Here is an 11,709-nt window from a genome sequence, read left to right as displayed (position 1 = left end):
CATGTTGCCGCGCGGCCACGTCATCGCGTTGGCGCGCTCATTGACCTTGGAGTCGAAGCCCGACGCGATGACCGTGGCGACGTACGCCTCACCCGCGCGCGCGAGATCGACCGTACGCGTGTGCCCCGCGACGATGAGGTCGACTGCGGCGTCGACGTCCTTGACCGGTATGCCGAGCGAGCGGGCCGTGTCGTTGCCGGTGCCGGCCGGGATCAGCCCGAAGGCCAGGTCGGAGTCCGCGACGTGGTCGAGCACTCCGTGGAGCGCGCCGTCTCCCCCGACGACGATCACGCCGTCCAGGCCCGAATCGATGGCCTGCTTGAGCTGGTCACGGGCCGCCGGTGCGTCCTCGCCCTGTATCCGCGTCGTGACATGCCCCGCGTGGCCGAGGCGCTCCGCCGCCTGCGCCGCGATGGCCTCACCGCGGCGCCTGCCGGAGGCCGGATTGACGACGAGCGCGTAATGCATGCGAGCAGCGTAGACGGTCGGTCGCGCGAGCATCTGGTCACTCGACCGGCTAGTCGTCCAGCGGGGAGACCTCATCGTCGGCAAGCTCGTCGGTGGCCTTCGACCGCCTGCGGTCGGTCAGCTTGGCGATGACCTCGGCGAACAGGTAGAGCACCGTCATCGGCGCGGCGAGGATGACCATCGTGAGCGGGTCTGTCGTCGGGGTGGCGACGGCGGCGAAGACGAAGATGCCGATGAGGGTCCACGGCCGGGCCCTGGCCAGCTGCGCGGCGCTGACCGCGCCGATGCGGTTGAGCAGGACCACGACGAGCGGGATCTCGGCTGCCACGCCGAACACCAGCATCATGCGGATGATGAAGTTGAAGTACTCCGCTCCGGTGACCAGGTTGCCGAAGCCGTCGGGGACGAAGCCGATCAGGACGTCCATCGCCTTGGGCATGACGACGTATGCCAGCGCGGCCCCGGCGACGAACAGTGGCGCGCCGGTGGCGGTCAGCAGCGCCGCCCAGCGCTTCTCGTTGCGGTGCATGGCGGGAAGGACGAAGCCCCACATCTGCCACAGCCACACCGGGCTGGAGATGAGGATGCCGACGACCAGCGAGATCTTCAGCTGGAAGTTGAACGCGCCGCCGATGCCGGTGATGACGATGTCCGACTCGATGCCGCGCTCCTCGAGCAGCGGCTTGATGTCGTTGTAGGGCTGCGTGAGGAACTCGAGGATCGGCTCGTAGAAGATCCAGGCAACGATCGTCCCGACGAGGATCGCCAGAACTCCCCGGACCAGCCGGCTGCGAAGTTCACGCAGGTGTTCAATGAGCGGCATCGTGCCGCCCGGTGCGGGGGGCTTGCCGCGCCGAAGCGCCAAGCGTCAGCCCTGTTCGGGCTTCTTGTCCGGGTCCGTGGCCTTGACGGCCTCGAGCGAGGCGGGCTTGGTCTCTTCGTCATCGTCGTCGTGCAGCGCCTTGACCTCGGTCTTGAAGATGCGCAGCGCCTTGCCTGAACCACGGGCAAGCTCGGGGAGCTTCTTGCCGCCGAAGAGCAGGAGCACGACTCCGAGGATGATCAGGATCTCAGTGGGGCCGATCTGGCGGAACATGGCTACTCCTTGGTGAACGATTCACTGCTCATCGTACGCGCGAAGCGCAAGAGCAGCTTGCTCGGACACGTCTTGAGCAAGAACAGCAGGTTCCACGACGGTGACGGAACCGGCATTGCGCAGCACGAGCCGCCGCAGCCACGCCCAGTCGCCGCCGTAGAGCTTGGCCCGCCATACGCCGTCGGCCTTCTCCTCCAGCAGGTCGACCTGGTAGTACTCGGTCAGCCAGTGCGCCCGCGGATGCAGGTCGACCAGGGCGTACGGCGTCTGCTCCCCCACCGTGAAGATGCCGTCGGACAGGTCGCGCTCCTGGACGTCGTGGTCCTCGGCATCGACGTCGGTGACCTGCGCATCGATGACTCGATCGAGCCGGAAGAACCGGATGTCCTCGGCCTTGAGGCACCAGGCCTCGAGGTAGAGCTTGCCCTGTTCGGTGAACAGCCGCCGCGGGTCGACCGGGCGTACGGACTGCTCGTCGCGCGCCGCGGTCGCATAGGTCAGCTGGAGACGCTTGCCGTTGGCCAGCGCGTGCACGACCGCCGAGTGGATCGTCGGGTCCACCTGGTCGAGCACGACATCGACGGGCGGGGAGACCGTGTCGCCGACCGCGCTCTCGAGCTTGGCGAGGGCGCTGTCGATCACGGTGAGCTCAGAACCGCTGGCCGACGCGCGCAGCGTGCGCAGGGCGACGATCAGCGCCACACCCTCGCGGGTGCTGATGCGCAAGGGGCGGGTCATGAACTCGGCGTCGCGGATGTGCACGACACCGTCCTCCTCGAGCGCCGTGAGGTCGAAGTCGATGAGCTCGCCGGCGTACTCGCCGGTGCCGGTGTACATCAGCAGGCGCAGGTCGTCGCGGATGACCTTGGGCGAGACGCCGAACTCGGCGGCGACCTCGTTGACCGGGATGCCGTCGTTGCCCTGCAGGTACGGCACCAGAGCGAGCATCCGGACCACTTGCTGTCGGGATCTGCTCATGAACGCACCTCGAGGCCGCCGCGGGCAGCGGCCTTCAGCCGCTCGATGACCGCCTCGCGTACGTCAGGAGGCGACACGACGACGACGTCAGGGCCGTAGGAGGCGACCTCCGATGCGAGCTCCCAGCGGGACGAGTAGCGGATCTCCACCTCGTCGAGGTCGTCGCTCAGCGGCGTGACCTTCTCGGCGAGGCGGCGAAGGGACTGCCCCCGGCCTGCGCGGATCCGCAGGACGGCGGCGACGTCGGACACCGGTGGGAACAGGTTGCGCGCGATGTGCTTCATGTCGACGTCCTCGGGCACGTCGTACGACCCGGGGGCGCCGATCGTCTCGACCTCGCCGATCACGCGCGAGAGACGGAAGATGCGTACCTCGCCGCGATCCAGGTCGAATCCTCCGACGTACCAGCGGTCGTGCCACGAGATGATGCCCCACGGCTGCAGGTGCCGCTCCATGGGCTCGCGTCCTGGCCGCGCATAGACGAAAGACACCGGGATGCGCCGCGTGACGGCCTCCCACATGGTGTCGAAGGACGGCTCATCGGTGGACAGCTTCGGCTCGGCCATGCGCAGGACGCTCGTGTCGACGTCGACACCGATCGCCTTGAGCTTGACCAGCGCCGTGGTCGAGTCGCTGGCCAGGCCGGCATGCTCCCAGACCTGCGTCGCCAGCCCGATGACGGCAGCCTCCTCACGGGTCAGCTCGAGGTCGGGCAGCTCCGCCTCGTCACGGCGGATGCGGTAGCCCGGCTCGTCATTGAAGTACTTGTCGTTCTGGCCCATCTCGACAGTGATGCCGAGCTCGCGCAGCTCCTCCTTGTCGCGTTCGAACTTGCGGTCGAACGCCTGGGGCGTCGAATCGCGGTAGTCGGCGATCGACTCGCGAATCTGGTCCTTCGTGAGGTACTGGCGACTGACCAGCAACGCGAAGATGAGGTTCATCAACCTCTCAGTCTTGCGTTCGGCCATGTCAGGAGGATGTCAGGAAGCGTCGAGCAAGTCGACCGCGAAGATCAGCGTGGCGCCCTTGGGAATCGTGCTGCCGGCCGGAGGACTGTCGGCGTACGCCTTGTCGGGCGGGCAGACGACGACAACGCGGCTGCCGACCTTCTGGCCGACGAGCAGGTCGTTCCAGCACTTGATGAGTCCCTCGCCGCCGATCTGGAAGGTGGCGGGCTGCTTGGACCACGACTCGTCGAACACCTCGCCGGTGGGATAGAGCTGACCGACGTACTGGACCGTCAGGGTCTGCCCGGCCTCGACCGGGTCGCCCTCGCCCTGGATCACGACGTGCGCGCTCTCCTTGGACTTCTTCTTGTCCATCGTCTTGGTCTCGGTGAAGCCGGACGGGTGCTTGTCGCCGTCGAGCTTGAGCTGTGGCAGGTCCGACGGCAGCTTCTTGCTGGTGCCGGTGACCTCGTTGGGGATCTTGGCGACGATGTCGAAGAGGAACACCATGGTGTCGCCCTTCTTGATGTTGTAGGCAGGCTGGCCTTCCTTGCCGAAACCGTCCTTGGGAGGGATCGCGACGAGGATGCGGCTGCCGATCTCCTGGCCCACCAGGCCCTTGGTGAATCCGGGCAGCATGCCCTCGGCCATCGTCAGCGTGACGGGCTTGCCGCTGGCGTACGTGCTGTCGAACTGCTTGCCGGTCGTGCCGTTGACGCCCGCGAGGCTGATCTTGATCGAGTCGCCGGTGGCGACCTCTTCACCGCCGCCCTTCTTGAGGACCTTGGTGATCGTCTTGCTGACCTTGAAGCCCTTCTCGACCGTGACCTTGGGGCTCTTCGCCGAGCTGACCTTGACGTCGTCGAGACCACCGCCGTCGGAGTCGCTGCCGCCGCATCCAGCGAGAATCAGGCTGGTGGCAGCGACAGTTGCCAGGAGAATACGGCGCACGGGGAACGACCTTCGGGGTGGGACAACAGATCGTCGATCATCCTAACGACAGAGGACAAGCCGTCCGTCGTCACATCCCGTCGATCAGCCTCTGCACTCTTTCGTCGTGTGAGCGGAACGGATCCTTGCACAGCACGGTGCGTTGCGCCTGGTCGTTGAGCTTGAGGTGCACCCAGTCGACGGTGAAGTCCCGGCGGCGTTCCTGGGCCCGCTTGATGAAGTCGCCGCGCAGGCGGGCCCGCGTCGTCTGGGGCGGTATGGACTTGGCCGCGAACACGTCGAGGTCGTTCGTCACGCGGGCGACGGCGCCCTTCTTCTCCAGCAGGTAGAAGATGCCGCGGTCCCGGCGGATGTCGTGATAGGCGAGGTCGAGCTGCGCGATGCGCGGATCGCCCCAGGTCAGCCCGTGGACGCTGCGGTAGCGGTCGAGGAGCTTGTACTTGATGACCCAGTCGACCTCGCGCTCGACGAGGGACAGGTCCTCGGACTCGACGGCCTTGAGGGTGCGCTCCCACAGGTCGAGCGCCCGGGTGATCGTCGGCGTGTGGAGCCCGTGCTTGTCGACGAACTCGGCGGCCTTGCCGAAGTACTCGGCCTGGATCTCGAGTGCCGAGAGCTCGCGGCCGTTGGCGAGCTGAACCTTGCGGCGTCCGGTCATGTCGTGCGCGATCTCGCGGATGGCGCGGATCGGGTTGTCGAGGGTCATGTCCCGCATCGACACACCGCCCTCGATCATCCGGAGCACGAGGTCGGTGGTCGCGACCTTGAGCAACGTCGTCGTCTCGCTCATGTTGGAGTCGCCGACGATGACGTGCAGCCGCCGGAACCGTTCGGCGTCGGCGTGCGGCTCGTCGCGGGTGTTGATGATCGGCCGGGACCGGGTCGTGGCGCTCGAGACGCCCTCCCAGATGTGCTCGGCGCGCTGGCTGACCGAGAAGATCGTGCCGCGCGGGGTCTGCTGAATCTTGCCGGCGCCGCAGATGATCTGTCGCGACACGAGGAACGGGATCAGGACGTCCGCCAGTCGGCTGAACTCCCCCTGGCGGCTGACGAGGTAGTTCTCGTGGCACCCGTAGGAGTTGCCGGCCGAGTCGGTGTTGTTCTTGAACAGGTAGATGTCGCCCTCGACGCCGTCGTCGGCAAGCCGCTTCTGTGCGTCGATCATGAGGCCTTCGAGGATCCGCTCCCCCGCGCGGTCGTGCGTCACGAGGTCGACGAGGTCGTCACACTCCGGCGTTGCGTATTCCGGGTGGCTGCCGACGTCGAGGTAGAGGCGCGCGCCGTTGCGCAGGAAGACGTTGCTGCTGCGACCCCAGGACACCACGCGGCGGAACAGGTAGCGGGCCACCTCGTCCGGCGACAGTCGGCGCTGGCCCTTGAACGAGCACGTGACGCCGTACTCGTTCTCGATACCGAAGATCCGCCGGTCCATGGGTTCAGAGTAGTCGGGCACACCAGTCGCCGTGGGGCGGCGCGCGAACGTCATTGACTTGTAGCGAGCGGACTCACCCGACGCAGGTCGGCTCGGGGATCCGTTCGTCGAGAGCCTCGGGTCCCGCGAGCTCACCCGGTACGGCCGGCCGACGACGCCTGCGCATGACCCTGACCGCGACTGCCACGAGCGCGACGGCAACCACCGTGGCGACGACGAGTGGCGTGTTGTCGAGCAGGCCGCTCGCGGCCAGACCCGCGCCGGCGCCGACCCAGACGGTCGACCAGGCGGCCGCCCCGAGCACCGAGGCGAGGGCGAACCGCGGATAGCGCAGGTACGCCGCGCCCGCGACGGCCGGCATGACGGTACGGACGAACGGCAGCAGCCGGCTGAGCAGGATCGCCCAGAAGCCGTGTGCCTGCATGAGCTCGGATGCCCGGTCCCAGCGATCGAGGCCGAGCCGGGCGATCAACCGTGACCCACGCAGCCGCGAGCCACCGACCCGCCCGACGACGTAGCCGAGGTGGTCGCCGGCGCTGGCGCCGATCGCGACCGCGATGCCGAGGACCAGCAGCGGGAGCACGCCGTCGACCTTCGTGGCGAGGCTCGAGATGGCGACCTCGCCCGGCAGGACGGCGCCGAGCCCGAGGCCCGACTCCGCGAGTGCGAGAACGAATCCCAGAAGTGATGTCACCATGAGGGTGTCGACTCGGCCGGCGATGGCGAGGAGTCGACGGCGCGTCGAGACGCGGCCACGATGCCCATCCAGACGACCACGCCGCCCATGACGGCGTCGAGCAGCCAGTGGTTGCCGGTCGCGACGACGACGAGGGTCGTGCCGGCGACGTACAGCACCGACAGCACGTGCCCCGTGCGCCCGACGTGGCGCCACAGGGCCCAGGCCACCCAGATCGTCCAGCCGACGTGCAGTGACGGCATCGCGGCGAGCTCGTTGGTGAGCCCGCCGAGCCCGGCGGGCGCGGAGGCGTGACCGGACCACCACCCGTACGAGGCGGACTGGGCGAGCGTGTCGACATAACCGCCGCCCATCAGCCGAGGCGGAGCCGTCGGGATCAGCACGTACGCCACCAGCCCGATGGCCGACCCGATCACGAGGCCGTTGCGGGCCCGGCGGTAGTCGGTGCGGTGCTTCCAGAAGATGAAGGCCAGGGCGGCAGGCGTCACGAGATAGTGGAGCGCGGCGTACCAGAACGACATCGGCACCGCGATCGACGGGACGGCGGACAGCGCCGAGTTGAGCCCGGCCTCGATGTCGAGGTGCAGGAAGCGCTCGATGTCGAGGACGTCCGTCGCCCGCTCCCGCGCTGCGCCGAGATCGTTGTCCGCGAACATGCGACTTGCGCTGTAGCCGAACCAGAGCGCTGCCAGGACGACGACCTCGCGCACTCCCGGGTGGAGTCGGAACCGGCCGACTGTGGCCCGGTCTAGCTGCCCCACGGCGCTGGATGAGGTGGGTGCGGTGATCAGCTCGGAGCTCATCGGACTTCTCCTTCGGTGATGCGCCGAGTCGTTCGATCGGCATACCCACCAGCACACCCGATCCCGAGTCGCCCGACCATCGAGGTGAGCGCAGGCTCGGGGGTACCCAGCCGCCCGGTTCGCGGGGTGGCACCACCCCCGGACCGGGCGGACAACCGAAGGTCACCCCAAGCGGTGATCGACATCGTCAGGCCTCAGCCGGCTACGAACATCGTCGCGGCGGTCATGAAGGGCTCCAGGATCTATGTGGAAGGTCTCTCCACTTATCCTAGACACAACCGGAGTGCTGGTTCCACTTCGGTCCGAGTGACCTGGATCACCCTGCCGAAGGTCGCCCCTGCGCGCGCGGAGGGGCGGATGCGCTCAGCTGGTGAGAGCAGCCGCGACGTCACTGTCGCTGAGCCGGCGGAACTTGCGGGGCTGCGCGCGCGACCGCGTGAGCACCGCGACCTCGAGCGCTGACGCCTCGACCGTGCGCGGCGGCGTGGTGTCCTGGCCGAGAGCCGTGACGGCCACGCGGATCGCCTCTGCCAGTGCCAGGCCGTCCCGGTAGTGCTCGCCGAGGTAGGTCTCGACCAGCTCGCTCTGGCCACCCATCACGCCGAAGCCCTGGATGTCGGCGACCGAGCCGTCGTACATCAGCCGGTAGATCTGGTCCTCGGACGGGTCGTCACCGAGCTCGCCGACGAAGATCTCGACCTCGTAGGGCTTTTCTCCCCCGGAGGAGAAGATCGTGCCGAGCGTCTGGGCGTACGCATTGGCGAGTCCGCGAGCCGTGACGTCACGGCGGTCGTAGGAGTAGCCGCGCAGGTCGGCGAGGCGTACACCGGCGATGCGGAGGTTCTCGAACTCGTTGTAGCGCCCCACGGCGGCGAAGCCGATGCGGTCGTAGATCTCGCTGATCTTGTGCAGCGCCCGGGACGGGTTCTCCGCGACGAACAGGATGCCGTCGTCGTAGTGGACCACGGCGACACTGCGGCCCCGGGAGATGCCCTTGCGGGCGAAGTCCGCCCGGTCCTTCATCAGCTGCTCGGGCGAGACGTAGAACGGTTGCGTCATCGGATCGGTCCTCTCACGTCAGGGGGGCCGAGGGGCCGTCGGGACGACCCATGCGGGCGGCGATGACCTGGTCGGCGATCGCAGCCGTCTCGTCTTCGGAATAGGCGCGGTAGCCGTTGGCGGTGATGGCTCCGACCATCGGGAAGATCCGGCGGGCGAGGTCGGGGCCGCCGGTCGCGGTGTCGTCGTCGGCGGCGTCGTAGAGCGCCTGGATCGCGGCGGTCACCGCGTCGGTCTCGCTCATGCCCTCGCGATAGAGCTTCTTGAGAGAGCCGCGAGCGAACGTCGACCCGGATCCGACCGAGTGGAACGCGCGCTCCTCGTTGCGGTTGCCGGTGACGTCGAAGGCGAAGATGCGCCCCACACGGGCGTCGAGGTCGTACGCGGCGAACAGCGGGACGACGGCAAGTCCCTGCATCGCCATGCCGAGGTTGTTGCGGATCAGCGCGGCGAGCCGGTTGGCCTTGCCGTCGGTCGACAGGACCGTGCCCTCGATCTTCTCGTAGTGCTCGAGCTCGACCTGGAACAACCGGGTCATCTCGACGGCGAGCCCGGCCGTGCCGGCGATGCCGACGCACGAGTACTCATCGGTCGGGAAGACCTTCTGGATGTCGCGCTGAGCGATGACGTTGCCCATCGTGGCGCGCCGGTCGCCCGCCATGACGACGCCGCCGTCGAACGTCGCGGCGACGATCGTGGTGCCGTGAGTCACGCCCACGAGGCTCCCCCCATCGGTCACTCGGGCGGTTGGCAGCAGCTCGGGAGCTCTGACGGAGAGGTAGTCGGCGAAGGATGAGGTTTCGGACAGTCGGGTGCCGTCAGGCAGCATCACTGTCCGCCCTTCTGCACGAAGCTGCGGACGAACTCCTCGGCATTCTCCTCGAGCACGTCGTCGATCTCGTCGAGGATCGAGTCGACGTCGTCATCGAGCTTTTCCTTGCGCTCGGCGTCCACCTCGGTGGTGTCGACCTGCGCCTCGGGCTCGCTCGACTTGCGGGTGCTCTTGTGCTGCTGTTCGGACATACCCCAACCCTATCCCGGTCGGGCCAGACGTGGCGTGACCTCGACGTTTCGTAGTTTCGGGTTAACCCAGTCGCAACTCGGGTACGAACCCTCTGGACGCCCGGTTGAGAACCGAGCCGGGCGTCAGCGGGCGGGACCGAGCAACACTCCAGGAGACGGTCCCGCCCGCCCCTCACGCCCGGACTACGGCCTGACGTACGAGTTCGCGCGGGCCACGACGTTGTGGACGTAGTCCTCCGAATGGTTGTAGGAGAAGACCGCCTGCGTCCAACCCTGGCCAGTACGCAGGTCGCGGCCGGAGGCGCACAGGTAGCGGGCCGCGGAGTAGGCCGCGTCGATGACGTTGTTGGGGTCAGCCGTGCCGTCCTCGTTGCCGTCGGATCCCCACTTGCGCCACGTCGACGGGATGAACTGCATCGGCCCGACGGCGTGGTCCCATGTCTTGTCGCCATGCCACTTCTCGGACTGTTCGTCCGACGGGATGCGGGCCACGCCGGGCGAGCCGTCCAGCGCGGGACCCACGATCGGCCGCGTCGTGGTGCCGTCGGCGCGCAAGCGGCTGCCGCCGTTGGTGCCGTGGCCTGACTCGATGGCGCCGATACCGGCAAGGGTCGTCCAGCCGACGTGGCACTTCGGCTGCTCCCGGTCGAGGCGTACGGAGGCAAGCGCGTACGCCTCGAGCGCCACCGTGCCGATGCCGGTCTGCCGCGCGACCTGGGAGAGCCAGGTGGCATCGATGCGCTCGCCCGACGACGCCTCGGGGGCGGGCGCGACCGGTTCGGAGACGGGCTTGACCGGCGCCATCGTGGTCGTCGGGGTCGGGGCGCTGCGAGGCGCGCCCTGTGGTGACTTGGCGAGCAGTGCCGCGGACACCATGAGCCCTGCGACCGCACAGAGGGCAGTGACGGCAATCGCGGCGGTGATACGTCGCTCCCGCCGGGCTGCCTGGTCGGACATCGGGCTATCGGCCTGTGATGGCGGCGAACAGCTCGCTGGCGGTGTTGCTGGTCTCGAACAACCGGCCCACGTGCTCGGCTGTGCCGCGCAGGGGTTCCATCGTCGGTATGCGTTGCAGCGAGTCCTGCCCCGGCAGGTCGAAGATCACCGAGTCCCACGAGGCCGCGGCGATGTCCTTGGAGAACTTCGCGAGGCACATGCCGCGGAAGTACGCCCGGGTGTCGCGCGGCGGGTCGGTGACCGCTGTGGCGATCTGAGGCTCGGTCAGCAACCGGTCCATGCGGTCGGTGCGGATGAGCTGGTGGTAGAGCCCCTTGTGCAGCCGGACGTCGTGGTACTGGACGTCGACCAGGTGCAGCTTGGCGTGATCCCAGTCGAGCCCGTCACGCTCGCGATAGCGCTCCAGGAGCGCCAGCTTGGCGACCCAGTCGAGCTCGCGGACGCACTCCATCGGATCGCGGGCCAGGCGGTCGAGCACGCTCTCCCACCGGCGCAGGACGTCATCGGTCTGCTCGTCGGAGCCCTCGCGGGCCACGAACTCCTTGGCGAGCCTGAGGTACTCCCCCTGCAGCTCCAGGGCCGTGACGGTGCGGCCGTCCTCGAGCTCGACCTTCTGCGTCAGCGTCGAGTCGTACGAGATGTCGTGCAGGGCCGTGACGGGGGCCGACAGGGCGAGGCTGTGGGTCAGGAATCCCGCCTCGATCATCGCGAGGACGATCGAGGTCGTGCCGTGCTTGAGGTAGATCGCGGTCTCGGAGCAGTTGGCGTCGCCGATGATGACGTGCAACCGCCGGTACTTCTTGGGGTCGGCGTGCGGCTCGTCGCGGGTGTTGATGATGGGGCGCTTGAGCGTCGTCTCGAGGCCGACACCGACCTCGAAGTAGTCGGCCCGCTGGCTGATCTGGAAGGCGTGGACGCTGCCGTCCTGCTTCTGCCCCACGCGGCCGGCGCCGGTGAACACCTGGCGGGAGACGAAGAACGGTGTGAGGTGCTCCACGATCTGGTCGAACGGGACGTCGCGCCGCATGAGGTAGTTCTCGTGCGCACCGTAGGACGCGCCCTTGTTGTCGACGTTGTTCTTGTAGAGCACGATCGGTGCGGTGCCGGGGATCTTGGCGGCGAGCTCGGCGCCCAGGCGCATGACGTTCTCGCCGGCCTTCTCCCACCGCACGACATCGAGCGGGTTGGTCACCTCGGGGCTGGAGTACTCCGGGTGCGCGTGGTCGACGTAGAGGCGGGCGCCGTTGGTGAGGATGATGTTGGCGAGTCCCATGTCCTCGTCGGTCAGCTGCGACGGG

14 protein-coding genes are annotated in these 11,709 nt (G+C 68.0%); all 14 read right to left on the bottom strand.

Annotated features, from left to right (window positions below; translation table 11 throughout):
- Positions 1 to 468: diacylglycerol kinase family protein (locus tag V6M46_RS14055; protein WP_332666234.1), on the bottom strand; the 468-nt coding region annotated here is incomplete at its 3' end.
- A gap of 49 nt (positions 469 to 517) precedes the next feature.
- Positions 518 to 1,291, bottom strand: coding sequence for a twin-arginine translocase subunit TatC (gene tatC / locus V6M46_RS14050; protein WP_332666233.1), 774 nt, complete (start codon positions 1,289 to 1,291; stop codon positions 518 to 520).
- Between the two features lie 45 nt (positions 1,292 to 1,336).
- Entirely contained in the window at positions 1,337 to 1,564 is a 228-nt protein-coding gene (tatA, locus tag V6M46_RS14045) for a Sec-independent protein translocase subunit TatA (protein WP_332666232.1), read from the bottom strand.
- A 21-nt stretch (positions 1,565 to 1,585) separates the two neighbouring features.
- Positions 1,586 to 2,542 carry a helix-turn-helix transcriptional regulator gene (locus V6M46_RS14040; RefSeq protein WP_332666231.1) on the bottom strand — a complete coding sequence of 319 codons (957 nt, stop codon included), beginning with the start codon at positions 2,540 to 2,542 and terminating at the stop codon, positions 1,586 to 1,588.
- On the bottom strand, positions 2,539 to 3,510 hold the full coding sequence (locus tag V6M46_RS14035) for a helix-turn-helix transcriptional regulator (RefSeq protein WP_332666229.1): 972 nt from the start codon (positions 3,508 to 3,510) through the stop codon (positions 2,539 to 2,541). Before V6M46_RS14035 ends, V6M46_RS14040 begins: the two co-directional genes overlap by 4 nt.
- 12 nt (positions 3,511 to 3,522) lie before the next feature.
- A complete protein-coding gene (locus V6M46_RS14030; protein WP_332666227.1) occupies positions 3,523 to 4,440 on the bottom strand; it encodes an FKBP-type peptidyl-prolyl cis-trans isomerase in 918 nt (305 codons plus the stop codon).
- Positions 4,441 to 4,510: 70 nt separating this feature from the next.
- Entirely contained in the window at positions 4,511 to 5,872 is a 1,362-nt protein-coding gene (gene pafA, locus V6M46_RS14025; RefSeq protein WP_332666225.1) for a Pup--protein ligase, read from the bottom strand.
- 73 nt (positions 5,873 to 5,945) lie between these two features.
- Positions 5,946 to 6,569 carry a DedA family protein gene (locus V6M46_RS14020; RefSeq protein ID WP_332666223.1) on the bottom strand — a complete coding sequence of 208 codons (624 nt, stop codon included), beginning with the start codon at positions 6,567 to 6,569 and terminating at the stop codon, positions 5,946 to 5,948.
- The gene (locus V6M46_RS14015) at positions 6,563 to 7,372 is read right to left on the bottom strand and encodes a phosphatase PAP2 family protein (protein ID WP_332666221.1); all 810 of its coding nucleotides are present in this window, start codon (positions 7,370 to 7,372) and stop codon (positions 6,563 to 6,565) included. The genes V6M46_RS14020 and V6M46_RS14015 overlap by 7 nt, the downstream gene beginning before the upstream one ends.
- Positions 7,373 to 7,735: 363 nt before the next feature.
- Positions 7,736 to 8,431, bottom strand: a complete 696-nt coding sequence (gene prcA, locus V6M46_RS14010) for a proteasome subunit alpha (RefSeq protein WP_332666219.1) — start codon at positions 8,429 to 8,431, stop codon at positions 7,736 to 7,738.
- 13 nt (positions 8,432 to 8,444) lie between these two features.
- Entirely contained in the window at positions 8,445 to 9,260 is an 816-nt protein-coding gene (gene prcB, locus V6M46_RS14005) for a proteasome subunit beta (protein ID WP_332666237.1), read from the bottom strand.
- Complete coding sequence (locus V6M46_RS14000) at positions 9,260 to 9,454, bottom strand: ubiquitin-like protein Pup (RefSeq protein ID WP_332666217.1); 195 nt, start codon at positions 9,452 to 9,454, stop codon at positions 9,260 to 9,262. Before V6M46_RS14000 ends, prcB begins: the two co-directional genes overlap by 1 nt.
- A 183-nt stretch (positions 9,455 to 9,637) precedes the next feature.
- Positions 9,638 to 10,411 carry a lytic transglycosylase domain-containing protein gene (locus V6M46_RS13995; protein WP_332666215.1) on the bottom strand — a complete coding sequence of 258 codons (774 nt, stop codon included), beginning with the start codon at positions 10,409 to 10,411 and terminating at the stop codon, positions 9,638 to 9,640.
- Positions 10,412 to 10,415: 4 nt separating this feature from the next.
- A partial coding sequence (gene dop, locus V6M46_RS13990; RefSeq protein WP_332666213.1) for a depupylase/deamidase Dop occupies positions 10,416 to 11,709 on the bottom strand: 1,294 nt, incomplete at its 5' end.

The sequence above is a fragment of the Aeromicrobium sp. genome (genome assembly GCF_036676885.1).
GTDB lineage: Bacteria > Actinomycetota > Actinomycetes > Propionibacteriales > Nocardioidaceae > Aeromicrobium.
Note: the sequence above shows the minus strand (reverse complement) of the source record. Positions and strands in the feature narration are given on the sequence as shown.

Coding starts and splice junctions, on each gene's coding strand:
- tatC (WP_332666233.1), bottom strand. CDS start 1,291: ATGCCGCTCATTGAACACCTGCGTGAACTTCGCAGCCGGCTGGTCCGG.
- tatA (WP_332666232.1), bottom strand. CDS start 1,564: ATGTTCCGCCAGATCGGCCCCACTGAGATCCTGATCATCCTCGGAGTC.
- V6M46_RS14040 (WP_332666231.1), bottom strand. CDS start 2,542: ATGAGCAGATCCCGACAGCAAGTGGTCCGGATGCTCGCTCTGGTGCCG.
- V6M46_RS14035 (WP_332666229.1), bottom strand. CDS start 3,510: ATGGCCGAACGCAAGACTGAGAGGTTGATGAACCTCATCTTCGCGTTG.
- pafA (WP_332666225.1), bottom strand. CDS start 5,872: ATGGACCGGCGGATCTTCGGTATCGAGAACGAGTACGGCGTCACGTGC.
- V6M46_RS14020 (WP_332666223.1), bottom strand. CDS start 6,569: ATGGTGACATCACTTCTGGGATTCGTTCTCGCACTCGCGGAGTCGGGC.
- V6M46_RS14015 (WP_332666221.1), bottom strand. CDS start 7,372: ATGAGCTCCGAGCTGATCACCGCACCCACCTCATCCAGCGCCGTGGGG.
- prcA (WP_332666219.1), bottom strand. CDS start 8,431: ATGACGCAACCGTTCTACGTCTCGCCCGAGCAGCTGATGAAGGACCGG.
- prcB (WP_332666237.1), bottom strand. CDS start 9,260: ATGCTGCCTGACGGCACCCGACTGTCCGAAACCTCATCCTTCGCCGAC.
- V6M46_RS14000 (WP_332666217.1), bottom strand. CDS start 9,454: ATGTCCGAACAGCAGCACAAGAGCACCCGCAAGTCGAGCGAGCCCGAG.
- V6M46_RS13995 (WP_332666215.1), bottom strand. CDS start 10,411: ATGTCCGACCAGGCAGCCCGGCGGGAGCGACGTATCACCGCCGCGATT.